The organism is Arthrobacter terrae, from assembly GCF_015708085.1.
Taxonomy (GTDB): domain Bacteria; phylum Actinomycetota; class Actinomycetes; order Actinomycetales; family Micrococcaceae; genus Arthrobacter_M; species Arthrobacter_M terrae.
Map to the genome: position 1 here is coordinate 1 of NZ_JADNYM010000033.1, position 20750 is coordinate 20750.

22 protein-coding genes, 1 pseudogene and 1 riboswitch are annotated in these 20750 nt (G+C 62.9%); of the genes and pseudogenes, 6 read left to right on the forward strand and 17 right to left on the reverse strand.

Annotated elements, in window-relative coordinates:
- Positions 1-352: 352 nt before the first annotated feature.
- The 4 genes from IV500_RS22010 to IV500_RS19485 form a co-directional block, all read right to left on the reverse strand.
- Entirely contained in the window at positions 353-484 is a 132-nt protein-coding gene (locus IV500_RS22010; RefSeq protein WP_281064082.1) for a hypothetical protein, read from the reverse strand.
- 226 nt (positions 485-710) lie between these two features.
- Positions 711-1022: an NAD(P)H-hydrate dehydratase gene (locus IV500_RS21715; RefSeq protein WP_312875996.1), complete on the reverse strand. Its 312-nt coding sequence runs from the start codon at positions 1020-1022 to the stop codon at positions 711-713.
- Entirely contained in the window at positions 971-1228 is a 258-nt protein-coding gene (locus tag IV500_RS21720) for a carbohydrate kinase family protein (RefSeq protein WP_230855217.1), read from the reverse strand. Before IV500_RS21720 ends, IV500_RS21715 begins: the two co-directional genes overlap by 52 nt.
- A 152-nt stretch (positions 1229-1380) precedes the next feature.
- Positions 1381-2139, reverse strand: coding sequence for a histidine phosphatase family protein (locus IV500_RS19485; protein ID WP_196398485.1), 759 nt, complete (start codon positions 2137-2139; stop codon positions 1381-1383).
- Between the two features lie 374 nt (positions 2140-2513).
- Here IV500_RS19485 and IV500_RS19490 point away from each other — a divergent pair, with 374 nt between their 5' ends.
- Positions 2514-2813, forward strand: a complete 300-nt coding sequence (locus IV500_RS19490; RefSeq protein ID WP_196398486.1) for a DUF4193 domain-containing protein — start codon at positions 2514-2516, stop codon at positions 2811-2813.
- Between the two features lie 41 nt (positions 2814-2854).
- On the opposite strand, the gene IV500_RS19495 is transcribed toward IV500_RS19490, so the two are convergent.
- The gene (locus IV500_RS19495) at positions 2855-3964 is read right to left on the reverse strand and encodes a hypothetical protein (RefSeq protein WP_196398487.1); all 1110 of its coding nucleotides are present in this window, start codon (positions 3962-3964) and stop codon (positions 2855-2857) included.
- 110 nt (positions 3965-4074) lie between these two features.
- Between IV500_RS19495 and IV500_RS19500 the strand changes: the two genes are divergently transcribed.
- On the forward strand, positions 4075-4458 hold the full coding sequence (locus tag IV500_RS19500; protein ID WP_196398488.1) for a YrdB family protein: 384 nt from the start codon (positions 4075-4077) through the stop codon (positions 4456-4458).
- Here the strand turns inward: IV500_RS19500 and IV500_RS19505 are convergent.
- The 8 genes from IV500_RS19505 to IV500_RS19540 form a co-directional block, all read right to left on the reverse strand.
- Complete coding sequence (locus IV500_RS19505; RefSeq protein WP_196398489.1) at positions 4445-5167, reverse strand: metal-dependent transcriptional regulator; 723 nt, start codon at positions 5165-5167, stop codon at positions 4445-4447. The genes IV500_RS19500 and IV500_RS19505 overlap by 14 nt on opposite strands.
- Positions 5168-5213: 46 nt before the next feature.
- Positions 5214-6485 (reverse strand): Nramp family divalent metal transporter, encoded by a 1272-nt coding sequence (locus IV500_RS19510; protein ID WP_196398490.1) that lies wholly within the window; start codon positions 6483-6485, stop codon positions 5214-5216.
- Positions 6486-6573: 88 nt separating this feature from the next.
- A complete protein-coding gene (locus IV500_RS19515; protein WP_196398491.1) occupies positions 6574-7401 on the reverse strand; it encodes a class I SAM-dependent methyltransferase in 828 nt (275 codons plus the stop codon).
- Positions 7402-7517: 116 nt separating this feature from the next.
- Positions 7518-8957 carry an aminotransferase class V-fold PLP-dependent enzyme gene (locus IV500_RS19520; protein WP_196398492.1) on the reverse strand — a complete coding sequence of 480 codons (1440 nt, stop codon included), beginning with the start codon at positions 8955-8957 and terminating at the stop codon, positions 7518-7520.
- A gap of 37 nt (positions 8958-8994) precedes the next feature.
- A riboswitch (SAM riboswitch) is annotated at positions 8995-9108 on the reverse strand.
- A 153-nt stretch (positions 9109-9261) separates the two neighbouring features.
- Complete coding sequence (gene hisN, locus IV500_RS19525; protein ID WP_196398493.1) at positions 9262-10074, reverse strand: histidinol-phosphatase; 813 nt, start codon at positions 10072-10074, stop codon at positions 9262-9264.
- Between the two features lie 64 nt (positions 10075-10138).
- Positions 10139-11257 carry a ribosome small subunit-dependent GTPase A gene (gene rsgA, locus IV500_RS19530; protein WP_196398494.1) on the reverse strand — a complete coding sequence of 373 codons (1119 nt, stop codon included), beginning with the start codon at positions 11255-11257 and terminating at the stop codon, positions 10139-10141.
- Positions 11254-12699, reverse strand: a complete 1446-nt coding sequence (gene aroA / locus IV500_RS19535; protein ID WP_196398495.1) for a 3-phosphoshikimate 1-carboxyvinyltransferase — start codon at positions 12697-12699, stop codon at positions 11254-11256. The genes rsgA and aroA overlap by 4 nt, the downstream gene beginning before the upstream one ends.
- A 6-nt stretch (positions 12700-12705) precedes the next feature.
- On the reverse strand, positions 12706-13221 hold the full coding sequence (locus tag IV500_RS19540) for a DoxX family protein (protein ID WP_196398496.1): 516 nt from the start codon (positions 13219-13221) through the stop codon (positions 12706-12708).
- Between the two features lie 193 nt (positions 13222-13414).
- Here IV500_RS19540 and IV500_RS19545 point away from each other — a divergent pair, with 193 nt between their 5' ends.
- Together IV500_RS19545 and IV500_RS19550 are read left to right on the forward strand one after the other, a co-directional pair.
- On the forward strand, positions 13415-14044 hold the full coding sequence (locus IV500_RS19545) for a gluconokinase (RefSeq protein WP_196398497.1): 630 nt from the start codon (positions 13415-13417) through the stop codon (positions 14042-14044).
- 118 nt (positions 14045-14162) lie between these two features.
- Positions 14163-15646 (forward strand): annotated as a pseudogene (locus IV500_RS19550) (GntT/GntP/DsdX family permease).
- Between the two features lie 329 nt (positions 15647-15975).
- On the opposite strand, the gene IV500_RS19560 reads toward IV500_RS19550, so the two are convergent.
- The gene (locus IV500_RS19560) at positions 15976-17655 is read right to left on the reverse strand and encodes an APC family permease (RefSeq protein WP_196398498.1); all 1680 of its coding nucleotides are present in this window, start codon (positions 17653-17655) and stop codon (positions 15976-15978) included.
- Between the two features lie 270 nt (positions 17656-17925).
- Between IV500_RS19560 and IV500_RS19565 the strand changes: the two genes are divergently transcribed.
- Positions 17926-18723 (forward strand): sigma-70 family RNA polymerase sigma factor, encoded by a 798-nt coding sequence (locus IV500_RS19565; RefSeq protein WP_230855218.1) that lies wholly within the window; start codon positions 17926-17928, stop codon positions 18721-18723.
- Positions 18720-18980, forward strand: coding sequence for a mycothiol system anti-sigma-R factor (rsrA, locus tag IV500_RS19570; RefSeq protein ID WP_196398499.1), 261 nt, complete (start codon positions 18720-18722; stop codon positions 18978-18980). The genes IV500_RS19565 and rsrA overlap by 4 nt, the downstream gene beginning before the upstream one ends.
- On the opposite strand, the gene IV500_RS19575 is transcribed toward rsrA, so the two are convergent.
- The 3 genes from IV500_RS19575 to IV500_RS19585 are packed head-to-tail and all read right to left on the reverse strand — an operon-like array spanning position 18977 to position 20657.
- A complete protein-coding gene (locus IV500_RS19575; protein WP_230855219.1) occupies positions 18977-19495 on the reverse strand; it encodes a group III truncated hemoglobin in 519 nt (172 codons plus the stop codon). The genes rsrA and IV500_RS19575 overlap by 4 nt on opposite strands.
- Positions 19495-19914, reverse strand: coding sequence for a hypothetical protein (locus tag IV500_RS19580; protein ID WP_230855220.1), 420 nt, complete (start codon positions 19912-19914; stop codon positions 19495-19497). The genes IV500_RS19575 and IV500_RS19580 overlap by 1 nt, the downstream gene beginning before the upstream one ends.
- A complete protein-coding gene (locus IV500_RS19585) occupies positions 19911-20657 on the reverse strand; it encodes a helix-turn-helix transcriptional regulator (RefSeq protein WP_196398501.1) in 747 nt (248 codons plus the stop codon). The genes IV500_RS19580 and IV500_RS19585 overlap by 4 nt, the downstream gene beginning before the upstream one ends.
- Positions 20658-20750 lie beyond the last annotated feature (93 nt).

Below are 20750 nucleotides of genomic sequence, written 5' to 3' on the forward strand. Positions count from 1 at the left end.
AACCCCGGCACCGGCTGGACCGTCACCCAACCCAGCCCCGGCACCTTCATCCACACCTCACCCACCGGCCGGACCTACACCAAAAACCCCCAACCCCCACCCTTCTAAGACCAACCCGTGCGAAGTCACACCACCCAGCGACGAGCTCGCCCAGCGCACGCACTCTCCCTGGCCTGACAACGAGCCAAAGAGGAGGAATGGCAGGGCAATACTGCCGTCAGTAACGAGCTAATGGCAGCCGGTGCGGAATCGGTGGCGTCACCACTGGCTGGCGTAAGGCAGCACCAACAAGTCCGGCTACCCTGTTTCTTCCAGAAAGCAGAGCCGGAGCGCAGACACGAGTAACGACCCGTTAGTGCTTCTTAATATGCGCCACTGCGTCCGGAACGGCATCCGTGCCGTTTTTCGTCCGCTTTTCAGCGCGTTTTTCCTTGATGCTCTTGGCGGCCTTCTTGGTGTGATGGTGAGGCGATTTGTCAGGCATGATTGGCTCCCTAGCTCTACGGTCGACTGGCCTGGTTTAGACTTTGGAATCCGGTCCCGCAGGCCCGTCCTTGTAAGATACGCCACTTCGCAGTGCTTGTAACTAGTACGACCCTGATGTCTGCCCATGTTCGTATTGAAGCCTGCGCCTGTAACCGGTACTTTGCTGCTAAATGCCGGGACCTTAACTTTGGCATCGACAAAAATTTAGTTCTGTCGGGTTCGAGCTACACAGTGAGTTCCGCCAGTACCTTTGGCATTGCGTCCCGCAGTTCCCGGGCCAGAAAACTAACTGGGCCGACGGTAGCGGCCAATCTGTCGCCAGCCGTCGCATGCAGGTATGTTGCCCAGCAGGCCGCCTGTGTTGGTTCTGCCTTGCGGGGCAGGAATCCGGCAATGGCATCAGCCAATACGTCGCCGCTGCCCGAAGTTTCCAGTTCTGGGTTGCCTGCGGCCACTTCCCATGTCGTGCCGTCAGGAGCGGCAATCAGCTCTTGCCGCGTGACGACAGCCCCATATTTCCCGGCAATGCGCGGCACAGCGGTTCCAAGCCAACGAGCACGCCGAGCGCGAAGGCATCCAGGACCAAGGACGTGTCATCCCGTAGCAGCCGTGCAATATTCTGCAGCAGTGCTACGGTCCGCTCGGCGTCGTCGAGTCCTGGTTCGAGAACCACGACGTCAGCCCGGACGAGTTCCGGCTCCAATATGTCGCGCACTTGACCGCCACCGGAAGGGTGAGTCATCCAGCGCCCGCCGGCAGCGCAGCCAGGCCCGCCAGAACGGCGGCGCCGGTGTCCTGGCCGGGCCGCCGATGACCAGCACGGTGCCGCGGTCGTCCTTTCCGGCGACGTCTTGGGAAAGCCTCCAGCCGCGCTGCAGCGCGGGGGTTATTAACTCATTTCGGTTGGACATCAGTATCCCCGGCGTGGACTGTGACCGGTGTTCCCTCGGCCTCCAGATGTGTCACTTCACTGAAGGAAACTGACTGCCAGAGCCCACTGCCGGAAGGCCGGACGAGGCGTGTGACCGAGCCGTTGAGGACAACAGTCCGCGCTGCCACGTCCAACAACTCTCCCTCGGTGAGGCCCTCACATACGTAGCGCATGAGCAGGATGACGGCGTCATGGCAGAAGAGCGCGACGCGGCGGCCATCTTCGAGCCGGTCCAGGTCGGCAACGAGCGAACGCAGGCGGAGCGCTACATCTGCCCAGGATTCGCCGCCGGGCGGTCGGTAGTAGAACTTGCCGAGCCACTGTCGCCTACGCGACTCTTCCGGGTAGCGGGAACGGGCACCTGCGGGCGTGAGCAGATCCAGGATCCCTAATTCACGATCACGCAGCCGTTCGTCGGTCCGGATGCCGGCCTGAGCACCGGCGCGGACCCCTGGGAAACCGGTAGCGCCGGCGCCCTCGGCGGTCTGTTGTGCACGCAAGTACGGGGAGCACCAGAGAGATTGTGGGCGCTCGGTCTCGGGTAGTGCCGCCAGCCACTTGCCCAGTGCCCGCGCCTGTTGGAAGCCTGTGGGGCTGAGCGGGACATCCGCGTCGCGGAGCGCCATGTCAATGACTTTGGCTCCCGCAGCCTGCGCGGCAGTGGCGGCTACGTTGCCGACGCTTTCTCCGTGCCTGATCAGCATCAGTTCTACGGCTCCCATGAGTGTGTGTTCCTTTCGCGGGGGCGATTCTGGTGCTGCCGGTGCGGGGCACCTGTACGCAATGCTAAGCGTACTTCGCAGCACGGGACGAATGCGGACGATGTAGCGGAACCTGTCCTCCAATCAAACATTTTGCGCGTGTTTTCCGGTCATCGGGTGCGCAGTGACCAACGACACAGGCGAACGGTGTAAACACGGATATCAGGGGGAATCTTTGGCCTTGGCCGGACGTTGAGACGGGGGTATGGACCCCTACAGGGGTGTCTGGACAATTATTTGAACCAGAAGGCTTGAATTCCCCACTTAAGCGGCTAGTATGGGGCGCTGAATTACCTGCCGAAAAAAACGAGCACATCAGGAGTCTGAGAAACCGCATGGCAACGGATTACGACGCACCACGCAATAAAGACGATGACAATGGAACCGAGTCTTTGCAGGCTCTGCAGGTCCAGCGCGGAGGCGCACAGACCGCTCATATAGATGTTGAGGATTCTGACACGGCCGAAGGCATTGATTTGCCCGGTGCCGATCTCTCCGGCGAAGAACTCATTGTGCAGGTAATTCCTGCCCAGGATGACGAATTCACCTGCTCCTCCTGTTTCCTGGTCCGGCACCGCAGCCAGGTCGCCCGGGAAAAGAACGGCAAACTGTACTGCCGGGACTGCGAAGGCTAGGGACGCTTTACCGCCCGGGCTTTTTGGGCCCGGGCGTCCGCTTAGCCCTCGTCGCGGCTTGCTGACTCGGCTTTTGATAATTGACGGCGGGCGTATTCGCGGGAGCTGAACGTGGCTTTCCTGACCGAGTCTTCGTCGTCGAGGCTGGAGCCCAGGGCACCGGCGATTGTCCCCAGCGATGCGGAGAGCCAGGCGAGATTGAGGTAGTCACGGATTCCCGCAGGGTGCTTGAGCTGCAAGGAGAGGAACTGGTCATCGATGACAATCAACCCGCCCAGGAAGATCACCACGAACAGGCCCAGGTACATGAAGGTCACGGCGATCGATATGGTCAGCGATGTGGCCAGGTTGTAGCTTAGCCCTCGTTCGATCTTCTTGTTTCCAACAGGGCGTTCCCACAGACTATTGTGAGTGATCAGCCACACGGTCATTATGGTCACCGACAGCAGGCTGATCAGGGCCAGGCGCGCAGGACTGAGGTAATCGGCCATGCTCCAGATGCTGGTGTAGAAAATGCCGAAGGCGCCGGTTGCAATTGCTGCGGCCATCGCCCCGGAAAGACCCGGGACAATTCGCCATGGACGGTTTCCGCGGACCATTCCCGCAAGGAGCTGCAGCCGGCCCCGGATTCCTTTGAGCGTCTCATAAGAGTTCTCGTCTACGTGGTCCGAGATCAGCGTTTGTTCCGCGGAGATTGACGCAGTGGCCTGTGAAATCCGTCCCTGTCCCAAGGACCGGGCGTCGTCTGCTTCGTGCAGGACCCCGATGGTCTGCAGCAACGTGCGGCGGGCCCGGCTCAGGCGCAAAACACCCAACGCCGGCAGGGCGATCATTGCCGACCGATAGCCAACATTGGTGCTGGAGAGCATGGGTCGGCCGTTGGAGTACTTGGGCAAATCCGTCAGATAGACCAGGTAATCCCAGCCGGTACGGTCCCGAACGCTGCCGGCGTGCATATTCAACTCGACTTCGCCGTTGGCGTCCAGCGGCAGGGACTGGTCGTCGACTTCAACGGTCCACTCCACGCCCGAGTCCAGTGCTGAGGCCAGCAACCCGGGCAGGGTCCCCTGGACCCGGTAGGCCAGCGCGCTCGGCAACCCGGGATCGGCCATCAATCCGACGGTGCGGGTGGTTTTCAGGGATGCACTCATCCCTCCACAATAGAAGGTCAGAGAGGGAACCGTCATGGCTGGAGGTACACCGGCTGTGGGGCATTGCTAAGCTTGGCGATTGTGGCCAATGCATTCGGAAGGACCTCCCCATGAGCAGACGCAGGGCTGCCTCACCTCCGGCTTTTCTCACCGGGGTGAACCTGAGCGTGTCCTTTCTGCTGGAAGTCGTGATGGTGGCGGCCTTCAGCTTTTGGGGTTTTAAAGTCCCGCCGCCGTGGAACATTATTGTTGGCATTTCGCTACCCGTTGCCGTCGTCGTTGTGTGGAGTCTTCTTCTTGCCCCGAGAGCGTTGTATCGGATACCGCTGCCGCTGGTGGCGCCAGCGGCGCTGCTGATTTTCCTGCTGGCTGCGCTCGCGCTGGCGGACGCGGGGCTTCAGACGCCGGCTGTTGTGCTGGCGGTCGTCAGTGCCGTCAATGCCGGACTTGGATTGTCTATACAGCGGCGGGCCCCGGAATTCAGGTCAACGTAGTCCGTGTCAGTGTGCAGCCCGGATGCGTTCCCTCGGGGGAGACCCACAGGGCCTCGCTGACCTCCTCGGTCAGATCGAAATCACGGGCTGCCGGTCCGGTGCCGACGCGCACTACGAGCGCGCCGCCAAAGGGTTTGCGCCCCTGCACGCGAATCGGCGCATCCAGCCCGATGCGCTGCTGGTCAAGATACCGCAGCAGCTCCGGATCGTGGTCGCTGATTCGGGTGATTCGGCCGCTGTGTCCGGGGTCGAGCTGGCTCATCCGATGCGCTGCCGGCATCGTCACGCTGCCGTCGGCGGCCGGGATCGGATCGCCGTGCGGGTCACGGGACGGGCGGCCGAGCTTGGCATCCATGCGTTCGATAAAGGTATCCGAGACGGCGTGCTCCAGCAGCTCGGCCTCGTCGTGGACCTCGTCCCAGCTGTAGCCAAGTTCCTGCACCAGATATGTTTCCAGCAGACGGTGCCGGCGGACCATGGACAGGGCCAGCGACTGGCCCTCGGCGGTCAGGCGGACGGCACTGTACGGCTGATGATCAACCAGTCCCTGGTCCTTGAGCTTGCGGACCATTTCCGAGACGGATGAATTCGCCACCCCCAGCCGCGTCGCCAGTTGGGTAGACGTAATCGGTTTGTCCTGCCATTCGGTAAAGGCGTAAATGACCTTCACATAGTCCTCGACGCTGGAGGAGGTGGGGGTCGGTTTCACAGCTGCCGGTTTCACAGTTACCACGTTACCTTCATCATCTGCGGCGTTAGCCTTGACCAGTGAGCGTGAGAAACAGCAGCACGCCGTTGAGGGCAATGACCAGGACAACGGCGACGACGGCGGCGAAGCGCAGTGCGGGTCCGTCCCGGTAGGAGCCCATCACCGATGTGTTTCCGGTGAGCCGGAAGAGCGGGATGAGTGCGAAGGGGATGCCAAAGCTGAGGGCCACCTGGCTGATCACCAGTGCCTGCGTTGGGTCTACGCCGATGGCCAGCAGGGCCAGCGCAGGAATCAGGCTGACGACCCGCCGCGCGAGCAGGGGAAATTGGATTTTCAGCAGACCGCCCATGATGGTGGCTCCGGCATAGCAGCCGACGGACGTTGAAGCCAGACCGGAGGCCAGCAGACCGACGGCGAAGATGACGCCGATGACCGGACCGAGACCGGCGACGATGGCCGCATGGGCTCCTTCGATGGTGTCCGTTGCCACAGCGCCACCGGGGAGCATAGACCCAGACGGCGTTGGTCCGTGCAGGGTGGATGCGGCAAGCAGAAGCATGCCTATGTTGACCAGGCCTGCGAGGGAAAGTGCGCCGATGACGTCCCAGCGGGTGGCCCTGACGACGCCCGCCAGTGCGGCCGGCGAGCGGTGTGCGTCGACGTGGCGGTCCCGGGCCAACGCCGAATGCAGGTAGATTGCGTGTGGCATGACCGTCGCTCCGAGCATGCCGGCCGCCAGCAGCACGCTACCTGAGCCCTGGAAGCGGGGGACGAGACCGGCGAACATCCCCGCGGGCTCGGGTGGGCTGACGACCAGGCCGGCAAGGAACCCGATCGTGATCAGCAGCAGCAGGAACATGATCAGGAACTCGAACGTCCGTTGGCTCCGTCGGTTCTGCACCGCCAGCATGGCCATCGACACTAAACCGACTATGAGCCCTGCCAAGGGCAACGGGAGGTTGAAGAGCAGGTTCAATGCGATGGCTCCGCCGACCACTTCCGCCACGTCCGTGGCAATTGCCACGAGCTCGGCCTGCAGCCAGAAGGCCCGTCTGCTGCCGGTCCCCAGCCGGGCGCCGAGCAGTTCCGGCAGGGACTTTCCGGTGACCACGCCAAGCTTGGCGGATTGATACTGGATGAGCATGGCCATCAGGTTCGCAATCACCAGCACCCAGACAAGCAGATAGCCGTATTTCGCCCCGGAGGTGAGGTTCGCTGCGACATTGCCCGGATCAACGTAAGCGATGGCAGCGACGAAGGCAGGTCCGAGGAGGGTCCAGGATCCGCTCAATTTGACCGCACGCTTTGTGACGCTCACGCCCAGCCTTTCAGCTGACTTCGCACGCCCGAAGAGTAGAAGTTAGGCATACCGAAACCATACTGGTTCGCGGGCTGATCTGTCGAAATCAGCGGCGGGGCCCGGCGCGCCAGGTCTGGGTGAGATACGGCAATTCCAGCAGAGCATCCGGGGCATGGCCAAGGTGGTCAAGGAGGTACCAGCGCAGATTGGCCAGCACCTTTGCCCGGGTGTCTTCATTGGCCCGCAGGTAATAGCTGCGGGACTTTGCCAATTCCATCAGGTCCAGCGGGGTAAGTGGTTGGATCCATTGCGACACCGACACGTTGGGCAGGCCGAATTCCGGGCCCAGCAGTGGACGGAAGCCCGGTTTGTGGACATCGCCAGCATGCATAATTCTCGATAACCGGTGAACCCAGGGCACACTGACGTCGAGTTGATTCCAGACAAGGCCCAGCACGCCGCCGGGGCGCAGGACCCTGCTGATCTCCGCACTGGCCGCCAACGGGTCTACCCAGTGCCAGGCCTGGGCCGCGGTGACGACATGCATGCAACTATCCGGCAGGTCGATGCGTTCGGCGGTACCGACCATGGTCCGCACCGCCGGATAGCGGCGCTGAAGCTGCATGAGCATGTCGCGGGAGGGATCCAGCGCAATGACATTGAGTCCGCGCGCCAGCAGTAGGGCGGTGTATTTACCCGTCCCGGCCCCCAGATCCAGGACGTCGAGCATCGAATCGTCTGCGTTCGGGTCAGGGGTCAATAATTCCGTGTTCAGCACGGTGTTCAGGCCGGTGCCCGCAAGGAGCCAGTCCAGCGATTCCGGCGGGTATCCCGGTCGGACCCGCTCATAATGATCCGCACCGTCCTGGAAGCTGTCAGCGAGCTCCTTGCGGCGTGTGCTGTCCAGGCGAGGACCGCCGTTGCCTGCTGCCATGACGCTGCTGCTCCTTTAGGAAAGCTGGAATGCGGCGAGAACACCGAAATCGCAGGAAACCTGCGGGAAAACCTTATCCCATGCACCATGCAGCACCGAATCCCGAAGGGGGTCCGTCATTGCGTGCTGCAGGGTGCTGCGCCGGCGGTACCGGGGGTGTTCGGCGCCCATTGCGGGAAACTGCGGGCGTCGTCTGCCGGCACCCAGCGCCCCGAATCCACCACGTAGTCCCAACCGAGGCCGGATTCCAGTAGGGCAGCAACGCCTGCGATGAGCCGCTGCGCGTCCTCGGTGCAGGAGCCGGCCCCGAAGCTGGCCCGCAGCGAACCAGACGGAAGCCCGAGCCGGCGCAGCAGCGGATGCGCACAGAACCTGCCGTCGCGTACGCCGACCCCGTGCTCGGCGGAGAGATAGGCAGCGACCAGACCGGAGTCATAGCCGGCGACTGAGAAGTTCACGACTGCGATGGTTCCGCTCCCGGGGAACTTGCCGGAATCGGTGAAAAGGCGGTGCACCGTGACCCCGGGCAGGCCTTCCAGACCATTGACGAGTTCCCGGTGCAGGTTCGTTTCGTGGTCCTGCAGCTGCTGCGGATCCAGCACAGCGAGGATTTCGGCTGCCTTAGCCAACGTCGCCGCACCGAGGACATTGGGGGAGCCGCCCTCGTGCCGTGCGGGCCCGGTAGCCCAACTAACGGAATCGAGGCGTGCTTCTTTGACGGCGCCGCCGCCGGCGAGGTGCGGCGGCCCGGCGTCGAGCCAATCCGGGCGCCCGACAAGGACGCCGCTGCCGAACGGCGCATAGAGCTTATGGCCGGAGAAGACGACGTAGTCGATGCCATCGGCCGCGATATTAATTTTTCGGTGCGGGGCCAACTGGGCGGCGTCGACAACGATCCGTGCGCCGTAGCGGTGCGCCAACGCCGCCAGCGCCGCTATGGGCAGGATCTCTCCGGTGACGTTGGAGGCGCCAGTGACTGCCAGCAATGCGACACTCCCGGCCTGGAATTCGGTTTCAAGGCGCGCCAGTGTCGCCGCCAATGAGGTCCCCGCCGGTACGCTGCGATGCGGCAGGCGCTGCCACGGGAGCAGATTGGCGTGATGTTCAATATCCAGGTAGACGACGTCGGCACTCGAGTCCGCAACGATGTCCGCAACGCAGCCGGCCAGGAGATTCAGCGAATCGGTGGTGTTGCGGGTGAAAATGACGGCATCATCGGCCCTGCCGCCGACGAATGCCCGAACGGTGTCCCGGGCATTTTCGTATACCGAGGTGCTCACTTGAGAGGCGAATCCTGCCCCGCGGTGGACGCTGGCGTAGTACGGCAGGACCAGTGCCAAATAATCCACGACGTCGCACAGCGCGGGGGCGGATGCCGCGTAATCGAGGTTAGCGTAGCGGACGCTCCCGCCCTGAATCAGCGGGGCCTGCAGATTCTGGCCGGTGACCGCCAGGAGCGGACCGGTGCCGGCCGTCGCCGTGGCAGCCCCCGTGCGGGAAGCCGCTGCGCTGGCGGGGGAGGAGGAATAGCTGGGTTTAACGACGGCAATACTCATGGTGACCTCACAAAAGGAGGGACCCGGCCGGAACCGGGGTCCGCGCTTGCCGGGACCGCTTCGGTCCGGCCAGGTCGTCACCCGGGGCACCCCGCCGCGAAAGGAGGGTTGCCGGCCAGCAAACCGGGGTTTAACGCTGGCACTCGTGACCTATGCCCACAAGACTATGAAGTTCCTCCGACCGCCGCCAGTGTTACGGCAAGTGTTACGTCCAGTGTTACGGGCTGGGTTACGTCCAGTGTCACAGGCGGTGTTGCGTTCAGCCGGACGCAACTGGTGTTCCGTCCAGCGCCCAGGTCAACCGTTAGAGCAGGTCGTCGTGGTCAGGGTTCAGCGTCTGGAGTACTTCGGAATGGAGAATGCCGTTGGTGGCCAGCGCATTCCCGCCAAAGGGGCCATCGGCTCCTTCCAACGAGGTAAACCGGCCGCCGGCCTCGACTACGATCGGGACCAGGGCTGCCATGTCATACAGATTCAGCTCCGGTTCGCAGGCGATGTCCACCGCTCCCTCGGCAACCAGGCAATAGGACCAGAAGTCGCCGTATGCCCGGGCGCGCCAGACCTTGTCCGTGAGGGAAATGAACTGCTCCCTGTTGCCCCTTTCCTTCCAGCCGGACAGGGACGAGTACGACAAGGAGGCATCGGAGAGCTCGGATACATTGGAAACGCGCAGCCTGCTGGCTGCTGCCAGCGATTTGCCGGTGTAGGCACCGGTGCCCTGCGCAGCCCACCAGCGCTTTCCCAGTGCCGGGGCGCTGACAAGTCCGACGACGGGGCGCCCTTCGTCGACGAGCGCAATCAGGGTTGCCCAGACGGGAACGCCGCGGATAAAGTTCTTGGTGCCGTCGATCGGATCGATGATCCAACGCCGGGAGCCGTGCCCGCTGCTGCCAAATTCCTCACCCAATACTGCATCGCGTGGGCGGGCCCGGGAGAGCTGGCTGCGGATGGAATCTTCCGCTGACTTGTCCGCATCCGTCACGGGAGTCAGATCCGGTTTGGTCTCCACCTGCAGATCAAGCGCCTTGAATCGGGACATGGTCTGTGAATCCACCGAATCCGCCAGTACATGGGCAAGGCGAAGATCGTCATTGTAGCTTTGCGGGGCATGGGTCATGGGTTCACGCTATCGTTCTTTGCCTCCTCAGCAGGGGAGGCTGGGCGGACGTAAAGCCAGCGCCCTAACCGATGCTGCCCAGCTCTTTGGCCTGCGCCCTGCCTTCGGTACGGGTGCCGGTGCTCAGCAGCCGGCGCAGGGACGCGAGCCTGGCCGGACCGGCGTCGCCTGCGTGCCCTCCGGCCACCCACGGATCCAGGCCGCAGTTCACTGCGTCGTCGTCGTGTTTGCAGCCGCGCTCGCACGCGTCAGTTCCGGGTTGGAGGTCGTCAAATGCCTGCAGTATCCGGTCCGGATCCACGTGCGCCAGGCCAAAGGACCGGATGCCCGGGGTATCAACGATCCAGCTGCCGGGGGAGCCGCCCGCCAGCCGCAGTGCCAGTGCTGATGAGGAGGTATGGCGGCCGCGGCCGGTGACAGAGTTGACGCCGCCGGTGGCCCGCTGCGAACCGGTCAGGGCATTGACCATGGTGGATTTTCCGACGCCCGAATGGCCGACCATTACGGAAACCTTGCCGTCGAGGTGCCCTCGAAGCTGCCCGACGGCCGTGCCGGCCAGACGTGCTGACAGGCCGTCGTCGCTGCGGGCATCAATCCCGGAGGCGGCGTCCGCGGCAGTGCGGCTCACAACTACGGTCATGTCCAGGTAGGCGTAGTTGGCTAAGAGCTCGGCGGGATCTTTAACGTCCGCCTTGGTGACCAGCAGCAGCGGGGCAATGCCGGCGTCGTAGGCGGCAACCAGGGCACGATCGATGAATCCGGTGCGTGGCTCCGGATTGGCGGCGGCCACAACGATCACCAGCTGATCAGCGTTCGCCACCACGATCCGCTCGATCGGGTCGGTGTCGTCGGCGCTGCGACGCAGCACGGTTCGGCGTGCTTCCACCCGCACCAGCCGGGCCAATGTGTCCGGTGCGCCCGTAGTATCGCCCACGAGGGCGACAAAATCCCCCGCCACCACAGGATTACGGCGTAATTCCCTCGCCCGTGCCGCGGTCAGCGTGCGTTCGGTGCTGGTGTCCTCATCCACAATGGCGGTATAGCGGCCGCGGTCCACGGTGATGATGCGGCCAACCACGGCTTCGTCGTAGGCCGGACGGTCCTTGGTGCGCGGCCGGCTGCCCTTCTTGTTGGGGCGGATCCGGACATCGGATTCGTCCCAGTCCCGCGTGCTTCGGGTCATCGGGTGGCGCTGGGGATGGAGCGGTCCGGACGGGTCAGCAGTGCCTCCCAGAGGACCGGGAATTCCGGCATCGTCTTGGCTGTGGTTCCGATGTCTTCCACTTCGACCCGCGGTACTACCAGACCTATGATGGCCCCGGCGGTGGCCATCCGATGGTCGGCATAGGTGTGGAAGAGTCCGCCATGAAGGGGCGCGGGAGTGATGCCCAGCCCGTCCGGAGTTTCCACGACGGAGCCGCCCAGTGCATTGATCTGCGCGGCGAGCGCGGCCAGACGGTCGGTTTCATGGCCGCGCAGGTGCGCAATGCCGGTGAGCCGGGATGGACCGGTGGCCAATGCGCACAGTGCTGCAACGGTGGGGGCCAGCTCGCTGGTATCTGCCAGCTCCACCCCGTTGATGGTTTCGCCGCCGGTCACCGTGAGGACACCATCCGCGAGCGAAACAGCGGCGCCGAATTTCACCAGGATGTCCCGCCATTTATCCCCTACCTGCGCGGTGGGGGAGGGCCAGCCGGGGATGCGTACCGTTCCACCGGTGGCGAGGGCGGCGGCAAGGAAAGGGCCGGCGTTGGAGAGGTCCTGTTCAATGACGACATCGAAGGCCCGGATCGGACCGGGCAGTACCGTCCACCGGCCGGGTACGGAGTCATCAACCGCCACGCCAACACCGCGCAGCACGTCCACGGTCATGGCAATGTGATCGAGGCTGGGCACAGGTTTCCCGGCGTGTTCGAGCTGCAGTCCCGCCTCGAAGCGGGGGGCGGCCAGCAGTAAGGCCGAGATGAACTGTGACGAGCCGCTGGCATCGACGAGCAGGTGGCCGCCGTGGACACGGCCGGTGGCATTGATGCTGAACGGCATCGCCTGCGGGGCGCACTGGCCGGCTATGTCCACGCCCAGGTCCCGCAGAGCGTTTAGAACCGGACCCATTGGACGCTCGCGCGCCTGCGGATCGCCGTCGAACGCGACGCTGCCGGTGGCGAGCGCGGCAACCGGGGGGACGAAGCGCATCACGGTGCCGGCGAGTCCACAATCGATCGCCGCTCCGGCGGTCAGTACGGCATCCGCGGGCATCGGCGTAACGTGCAGGTCTGGACCGAACTGTCCGCCGCCGTCGAGCTCCTCAATGACGGCGCCCAGCTGGCGCAACGCAGCGATCATCAGGGCGGAATCGCGTGAATGCAGTGGCGCACGGAGCCGGCACGGCCCGTCCGCCAGCGCCGCGAGCACCAAATACCTGTTGGTCAGGGATTTGGACCCCGGCACCGTCAGCGTTGCGTCCACCGGCCGCAGCGCGTGCGGGGCCGTCCAACGGCCCTCGATCCGCGCTGCGCCGGCAGCATCATCCGGCGCAGCGGTTTCGGAGGGTTTGGCGTCCGACACTGCGTGCTGGGAGTGCTGTGCGTGCAGGTCGGCGGGAGCGGCGGGGAAGGGGGAAGCCATGAAGAGCTAAGAGCCCGTCACTTCGTTGGCCACGCGGCGGACGGCCTTGTCGGCGTGCTTGAGCTGCTTGCGGGTGTTCTTCTTCCCGGCCTCCGCCAAGTGGCCCGCGCGCCAAGCCAAGCCCGGCTTGCCTGCAGTATCGACGGCAGCCAAGAGCATGCCGCCGGCCAGTGATACGTTTTTCAGCAGCTGATGACGGCGCTGGGTGCGGCCTTCAGACGTGCTGGAATCCGCAGTGCGGTATTCGACGACGGCATTGAGGGTTGAGGTCAGCGTCAGCAGGAGTGCAGAGAGCCGGGAGAACTTACCAGCTGCGAGCATCACTCCTGCGCCGAGCTGAGTTCCGCCGATGACGCGGGCCAGCATTTTCTCATCCGTTGCGAAGGGCAGAGCCGCAACGGCCGTGCTGAGCACCGGGGAGAGCTGCTTGGCAGTCTGGTCCGCATGGCGGAGCCGATCCAGTCCGCTGAGGATAAAAGACGAAGCGAGCATCGGGCGGGCAAGTAAACGGACAATAGACAAAACGAACCTCCTGGATACGAATTCAATATTATGGCGCCACGGGACCGCAGGTGGCCATAAACCACTGCAAAGTCCACCGGCGGTCCTGCATTCTCTTAGTCTGGCACTTTTGGCCGCTTTATGCGGCAATATCGCGGCCGGATGACTTTGGAAGGTTGCTGACAATGTCATGTCCGGCTGGCAGGATGGTTCCATGGCTCCGTTACCGCTCGTCCCGTCTGCCCCCGACAGTCCTGCCCCGGATGCTGCCGGCAGTCCTGCCCCGGACGCTGCCGGCAGTCCTGCCGGAAGGCCCATCGTGCTTGTGCTGATGGGTGTGGCGGGGTGCGGCAAGTCCACCGTCGCCGCCTTGCTGGCCGGACAGCTCGGCTGGGCGTTTGAGGAGGGGGACTCGCTGCATCCGGACGCCAACGTGCAGAAGATGGCGGCCGGCGAGCCGCTCACGGACGAGGACCGCTGGCCCTGGCTGGCCAAGGTTGCGGATTGGGTCGAGGAGACCCTTGACGATGGACAGGACGGAATCATCACCTGTTCGGCCCTTAAGCGTTCGTACCGGGACGCGATCAACAGGCGTGGTTCCGGCGTCGTCTTCGTCTTTCTCAGCGGCAGCAAAGAAACTATTACGGCCCGGCTGGCCGTTCGGCGCGGGCACTTCATGCCGATGAGTCTGCTGGACAGTCAGTTCGCGGATCTGGAGGAACCGGAGTCGGACGAACCGGAAATTCGGATCAATGTGGGTCCAACCCCGGGTGTCATTGCCGGGGAAATCATTGCGGAGCTTGGCCTGGCCGGCCGGGCGGATGAGGAGAATCATGGCCATTAGCGGAGGACTCGAAACTCTGCACGCCCTCGGCGGCATGGGCGCTGCGCGGCTGGGCCGCGTTGCGGCCGATGCCACTACGGATAAGATGAACGAGCCGTAGAGCAGCCATGACACGCAGGTGCTTGTTATTGCCGCGATCGGGATCGCCATAGTGGTCCTGCTGATTGTCTGGGCAAAGCTGCACGCAGTCCTGGCCCTGACCATTGGTGCGCTCTTTGTCGGCATTGGTTCCGGAATCTCGCTGGAAAAAAGTCACCACCTCCTATGAGAACGGAGTCGGTGGAGTTCTGGGCTATGTGGGCGTGCTGATCGCGCTGGGTGCGATGCTCGGAGAACTGCTCGCCGATTCCGGCGGCGCGGATGAAGTGGTGGACACCCTTCTGCACGGCCGGCCGGCCACACTGCCGTGGAAGATGGCCCTGATCGCCGGCATTATCGACATCCCAATGTTCTTCGAGATCGGCCTTGTCCTGTTGATTCCCGTAGTGATGTTGGCCGTGCAGCGGGCCAAGGGGCCGGCAATGCGGCTGGGAATCCCGGCGTTGGCAGGACTGTCCGTGCTGCACGGTTTCATCCCGCCGCACCCGGGACCGCTGGCCGCAATCGGGATTTTGCACGCCAACGTTGGGATCACCCTGGCCCCGGGCCTGCTGGTGGCAATACCGACTGTGATCATCGCGGGCCCGCTGTTCGGCAGGCTGGCAGCGAAGATGGTACCGGTAGGTGCTGCCGGTGCCGGCTTGGCAATGACGGGTTCCACCGGCGGAACCTCCTCTGCTGCCAATGGTGGCGCTGTCAATGGAGGCGCTGTCAAAGCCGGCGCTGCCGGCAACGGCCGAAAGGGTCCTGCAACAACCGTCGGAAACGGCTTACCGCAGGAGAGCGACGGCGGGCCGGGCTCAGCGACCCGGGCGCAGGACCCCGAGGCGACGTCGAGTCCAACATTCACCTGGACGCTGATTACCCTGCTCTCCCCGCTGGTCCTGATGCTCATTAAGGCCGCCGCCGATATCTGGCTGGATAAGGGGGCTGCAATCCGCCCCCTGCTGGACTTCATTGGGGGATCCGGTCTTCGCGCTGCTGGCGGCCGTACTGCTGGCCATGGTGACCTTCGGGACAGCAGTGGGCTTCTCGCTGTCGACTCTGACCAGGAAGATCGGTCAGAGTCTGCTGCCGATCGTCGGGGTCCTGTTAATTGTCGGCGCAGGCGGTGGCTTCAAGCAGGTACTGGTCGATGGCGGAACGGGAACAGCGATTGCGAAAATCGCCATCGCGGCTAGCCTTTCGGCGCTGCTGCTCGGCTGGATGGTTGCGGTCCTGATCCGGCTCGCCACCGGCTCTGCTACGGTGGCCACGGTGACGGCCGCAGGCATCATTGCCCCGTTGGCTGCCGGGCTGTCACCGGTACAGCTTTCGCTGGTGGTTCTGGCTGTGGGAGCCGGGTCACTGTTCTTTTCGCATGTCAATGATGCCGGATTCTGGCTCGTCAAGGAATACTTCGGGCTGACTGTGGGGCAAACGCTCAAGACCTGGTCGGTGATGGAGACCATTATTTCCGCTGTTGGTCTGCTGCTGACGCTGCTGCTCTCCACATTCCTTTAGCCAGGTCCCGGCTCTTTTCCAATTCAGAGGTAGCCGGGGCTGCAGTGTGAGCAGAGCCCTTGCCGGGACGTTGTTTCAGCTCAGGTGAGGCCCTGGAAGAGAACGGGTTTATCCGGATGGGGCAGTATCTGAGTGGCGACCGGGCTATCCCTGGTCTGCCGTAATGAGGGATCCGGACGACCGATTCCGCAATTGCAGGAGTCGGGGCATTCCCCCGGGCGCGGTGACTCGTCGGCTGGACCATGAGAAGCCGTTCGCTGGCGTACGACCAAAACTCTCCCGCCGCTCACCTACGGGCATCCCGGGCCATGTGCCCGGGCATGGGGCTTTTAGAGGCCCGTGCCCATCAATTCCTCTTCCTCCTCGGACTCGTTCTCAGCCTCCGCCATGTAACGGCGGATCTGCTCGATCGGCAGGTGCACCCGGACCGCCAGGTAGAAGATCGCCACGCTGATGCCTGCATTGATAAGGAAAACCCAGCCAAACATGTCGGGATGCGTTTTGGGGTCCATCAGCCAGCTGACCAGCGCCATGGCCACAAACCAGGGAAGGACCCAGATTGCTCCGGTCTTGAAATGGAGGGATGGTTTGAGCTTCCGGTCACCGACCAGCTGGAAGAACACCAGCAGCACGTAGCCGATGATAATGGTGGCGAACAGCTTCAGATTCGTTGACCAGCCGCCCCAGAAAACGATCATGTTAGCGCTGTAGAACGCGAGCAGCGGGATGATGTCCCCGCCGGGCAGACGGAAGGGCCGGACCAGCTCGGGCATCTGACGGCGCAGGATCGCCAGGACCAACGGCCCGGAGCCGAACGAAATGACGGTCGCGCTGGTGATAAAGCCGACCAGCTGCTGCCAGCTTGGGAACGGCAGCAGCAGGATAATGCCGACGATAAAGGTGACCACCAGCGACCAGTACGGCACGCCCTGCTTGTTGTTTGTGGCCAACCAGCGGGGGGAGTTGCCGTTGCGGCCCATCGCGTAGGAAACGCGGGAAGCGATGGTGGTGTAGACGAGCCCGGTGTCGGCCGGGGAAATTATTGCGTCCGCATACAGAAGGTAGGCGAGCCAGGTCAGGCCACCTAATTCTGCCAGCGCGGCGAGTGGTCCGAAGTCGTTTTGGAACACGAGATTGGCCCAGCTGCCGGAGTCGCCGAGCACTCGCTCCGGGACGCCAAGGGTGAAAGCAACCTGGAGCAGTGCGTAGATGATGGAGGTGATCAGCACGGATCCGATGATGGCCAGCGGGATATTGCGCTTAGGATTTGTAGTCTCCCCGGCAAGCTCGATCCCCTGCCGGAAGCCGAGGTAGGAAAAGGTGATTCCGGCGGTGGAAACGGCGATGAATACGCCGGCAATGCCGCCCGGGGCAAATCCGTGGGAGGTGAAATTGTTCGGGCTGCCCATCGATGTGGTACCCAGGGCGGTGATCAGGAACGTCGCGATGACCAGAATAATAATGGCGAGTTTCCACCAGACCAACACGTTATTGACCTGGGCGAAGAGTCGGACGCCAAACCAGTTAATAACCACAAAAATAGCCATCAGAATGATGGCGATCACAATTCCGATAGGTGTCAGGGTGTGCACGACGGTGCCGCCGACCTCGTTCTTTACCGTGAATGCACCAAATTTTGTGGCGTAGGTCAGGGCACCCTCAACCTCGATGGCCGGTACGGCGGCGGAGGAAATCCACGTGATGAAGCCCAACGAGTAGCTGCCGAAGGAGCCCCACACCAGATGGGGGTAGCGGACCACGCCGCCGGAGATTGGGAACATCGGCCCGAGCTCCGCATAGCACAGACCGATCAGCATGATCATCAGACCGGCAATGAGCCAGGAAAAGATGGCCGACGGTCCGGCGATCACAGATGCGTTAAAGGCCCCGAACAGCCAGCCGGATCCAATAATCGAACCGATCGCGGCAAAGAGCAAACCGATCGGACCCAAATGGCGCTTAAGTTTCACTTCGGGACGGTTGCTGCTGGTTTTCGCGTTGTCCTGCATTTTCGTCTCCTGCCTCGATGAGCCCCCGAGCCCAGCTTTCTCCCGCCGAATCCGTTTGGCAAGGGTTTTGCCGGTGGAATCGCCTGGCGTGAAGGAGCACCCATGGTAAAACTCGGAATACCGCAGGGCGCAGGCTGGTTGAAACAAAAGAGACCAGCATGGGAAGGACCAATGAGCACTTTAGTTTTGGCGGACCGGCCGACAGCCGGCGCGTGGCCGGGACCAAGCGGGCCGACAACTGTACAGCCGGTACCAGTAGACTTGGCCCTGATGAATAGCACCGAACATGCCAATACGCTGGCCACCGGAAACGATACGGGTACGGCGGCTGAGTTGACCCCTGCGCAGCTGGCCGAGGGATCCGTTGATGTCTCCACGGAGTCCGCGGAGGCGCGCCGCATCCGGTTCGAACGCGATGCCATGCAGTATGTGGATCAGCTGTATTCGGCGGCCATGCGGATGGCCCGGAATCCCTCGGATGCTGAGGATCTGGTGCAGGAGGCTTATACCAAGGCGTTTTCCGCGTTCCACCAATACCGGCCCGGAACCAACCTCAAGGCATGGTTGTATCGCATCCTCACTAACACGTACATCAACCTCTACCGCAAACGTCAGCGGGAGCCATTGCAGTCCAATTCGGATCAGGTTGAGGATTGGCAGCTGGCCCGGGCCGAGTCGCATACCTCACGGGGGCTGCGTTCGGCCGAGGCGGAGGCCATGGACCATCTGCCGGACAGTGATGTGAAGCGTGCCCTGCAGTCCATCCCGGAGGAATTCAGACTGGCGGTATATTTCGCAGATGTTGAGGGTTTTGCGTACAAAGAGATTTCGGACATTATGAACACGCCGATCGGCACTGTCATGTCCCGGCTGCACCGTGGTCGCAAGCTTCTGCGGGACATGCTCGGCGATTATGCGCAGGAGCGCGGCTTCCGCGCAAATGGTCCCGGGTCTGCCGGGAGGGCCGCGGACGCCCAGACTACAGATACCGCTGCGGCCCCACCCGCCGTTGCGCCGGTGAGCACCGTCAGCGGTACGGGAAGCAATGATCAGGAGAAAATTAAATGAGCGACTGCCGGAGTTTGGGTGATTGCGACGATTCGCGCATGGTGCGGATCTATGAATATCTGGACGGCGCGCTGTCCTGTGACGATCTTGCCGAAATCAAAGAGCACCTGGACAGCTGCCCGGACTGTGCACAGGAATATGACCTGGAGTGTGTGATCCGTTCCGTGGTCAGGCGCTCCTGTAAGGAAGCGGCACCGGAGAATCTCAAGGCCGCGATCCTGGAAAGAATCCACAGCGGCCGGGCCGCCCAGGTCTAGCCAGCGTAGCCGGGGGCGCTCGGCAGGGAATCGTCGGGCCCGGCCTTGGTGGTACTCACTGTGGGTCTGATCGTGCTGATAGTTGTTAGATCGCTGGGGCTTTTACCGCGGACCCTGCGGTGGATGGACCCGGCGATTCGGCCCGCTTGGAGTTTTGCCAGCTCTGCTTTCCCGCCGACGTAGAGATCGTCCACCGTCCTGGTCCAAAGTTCAAGCCAACGGTCGAAGTGTCCTGCTGTCAGTTCCACCTTGGCATTGAGGTCCAAGTGCACCGCCAGCGCGTTCCGTCGGTATAAGCCGGCCTGGAACAGAACGGTTTCCCAAAAGTCAGCCATTATTGGCATGTGCTTTTCCAGGTCCATGCGCGCCACATCCAGAAAGACCGGTCCCAGCAGCGGATCGGCAAAGGCCCGCTGGTAAAAGGTGCTGACAAGCCTTATGACATCCGAGCGGTCGCAGAGATCAGCTTTCACTGTTGACTCGTCGTCGGTATTTTCGGCAGCGGCCTGGACCATCAGAGGGCCGCCGGGAAGACGGTGATACCGGCAATGGGCAGTGCCACGAACTTAATCAGCTCGGTCGCCACGTAGCTCAAATGCGCTCCTGTCGCTTTCTTAGCGACAGGAGCAGGGGCCGCCAAGGTAATCACAGCTGCAGCGAAACTTGTCTGTGTTGCCGCGGGGTCCGGATCCAGTGCCGCAACGGCTGTTCGTTTGGCCATGCTGGGTCGGAGCACCAGAACCTGCGGGCCGATCGCGAAGACGGCCTCGATGCGGTTGAGGATCTTGAAGACGATCTTTCCGATTCCTTCACCCAGTGCCACGGTCATGCCATGAGCTCGGAATTTCAGCGGAGTTTCAGGAAACGAAATTGCGCCCACCATACCGAACCAGATAAAAGGTATTGCGCTCAGGACTACCAACTGGAACATCATTTCCATTCACCTGGGGAATTCGACGGGGGTAAAGTGACGGCAGAACGTGTCGGCAACGAGATTGCGGCCAGGCACGTTCCGGGTGATACCCAGGGCTGCAGGCGGGTCTTGGCCCCGTCGGCGCCGAGACCTTCCAAATAACCGTCGAGAACTCCCAGATGAGCCGCGCAGACAATGTCCGGCTGGGCCTTGGCCATGGCGGCGAAAGGGCACGCATGAAGGTGGATCAACGATTCTGCGGTGTCTGAGGGTGCGGACGGATCCAGTTCCGGTTCGAAGCCAAGTTCGGCGAAGAAGGCAACGGTGGCGGCTGCAGACTGCCGCACGTCCGGGGCCTCATATCGCTGGTCCGCGGCTCTGGTCTCCATTTGCCGGCGGGCCCAGCGGACCCCTGCGGATTTGGCCTTTGTCCCCGGCGAATCGGCGGAATGATCCGTGAGGGACTGGGCCAGTATCTCGGCCAGCAGATGATAGCCACCCGAATCCGGGGCCCGGTGGAAAGCCCGGTAGCGCAATTGCGGCCGTCCGCGGCGGTGTGCGGCATCCCGGACAGCTTCAATGAGCGCTGCACGGACCAATTCCTTTAGATGGAACCGGACAGTGCTCAACTGCAGGCCCAGGCGGCCGGCCAATTCGACCGCTGTCAGGGCCTGCTCACCGGTACGAATCGCGTCGAGCAGACGCACCCGGCTCGCGGAAGCGAGGGCGCTGTAGGCTGTTCGGGTTGCTGCGGATCGGGGCACGTTGTCAGTCTACGATTAAAAACGAGGTTTCTCGATTTTATCTTGCTGCTGCTGCAGGCCGGCGCGGTCAGCGCGGTCCGCGGGCAAAAGGAA

Coding starts and splice junctions, on each gene's coding strand:
- IV500_RS22010 (WP_281064082.1), bottom strand. CDS start 484: ATGCCTGACAAATCGCCTCACCATCACACCAAGAAGGCCGCCAAGAGC.
- IV500_RS21720 (WP_230855217.1), bottom strand. CDS start 1,228: ATGACTCACCCTTCCGGTGGCGGTCAAGTGCGCGACATATTGGAGCCG.
- IV500_RS19485 (WP_196398485.1), bottom strand. CDS start 2,139: ATGGGAGCCGTAGAACTGATGCTGATCAGGCACGGAGAAAGCGTCGGC.
- IV500_RS19490 (WP_196398486.1), top strand. CDS start 2,514: ATGGCAACGGATTACGACGCACCACGCAATAAAGACGATGACAATGGA.
- IV500_RS19495 (WP_196398487.1), bottom strand. CDS start 3,964: ATGAGTGCATCCCTGAAAACCACCCGCACCGTCGGATTGATGGCCGAT.
- IV500_RS19500 (WP_196398488.1), top strand. CDS start 4,075: ATGAGCAGACGCAGGGCTGCCTCACCTCCGGCTTTTCTCACCGGGGTG.
- IV500_RS19515 (WP_196398491.1), bottom strand. CDS start 7,401: ATGGCAGCAGGCAACGGCGGTCCTCGCCTGGACAGCACACGCCGCAAG.
- IV500_RS19520 (WP_196398492.1), bottom strand. CDS start 8,957: ATGAGTATTGCCGTCGTTAAACCCAGCTATTCCTCCTCCCCCGCCAGC.
- hisN (WP_196398493.1), bottom strand. CDS start 10,074: ATGACCCATGCCCCGCAAAGCTACAATGACGATCTTCGCCTTGCCCAT.
- rsgA (WP_196398494.1), bottom strand. CDS start 11,257: ATGACCCGAAGCACGCGGGACTGGGACGAATCCGATGTCCGGATCCGC.
- aroA (WP_196398495.1), bottom strand. CDS start 12,699: ATGGCTTCCCCCTTCCCCGCCGCTCCCGCCGACCTGCACGCACAGCAC.
- IV500_RS19545 (WP_196398497.1), top strand. CDS start 13,415: ATGGCTCCGTTACCGCTCGTCCCGTCTGCCCCCGACAGTCCTGCCCCG.
- IV500_RS19560 (WP_196398498.1), bottom strand. CDS start 17,655: ATGCAGGACAACGCGAAAACCAGCAGCAACCGTCCCGAAGTGAAACTT.
- IV500_RS19565 (WP_230855218.1), top strand. CDS start 17,926: ATGAATAGCACCGAACATGCCAATACGCTGGCCACCGGAAACGATACG.
- rsrA (WP_196398499.1), top strand. CDS start 18,720: ATGAGCGACTGCCGGAGTTTGGGTGATTGCGACGATTCGCGCATGGTG.
- IV500_RS19575 (WP_230855219.1), bottom strand. CDS start 19,495: ATGGTCCAGGCCGCTGCCGAAAATACCGACGACGAGTCAACAGTGAAA.
- IV500_RS19580 (WP_230855220.1), bottom strand. CDS start 19,914: ATGATGTTCCAGTTGGTAGTCCTGAGCGCAATACCTTTTATCTGGTTC.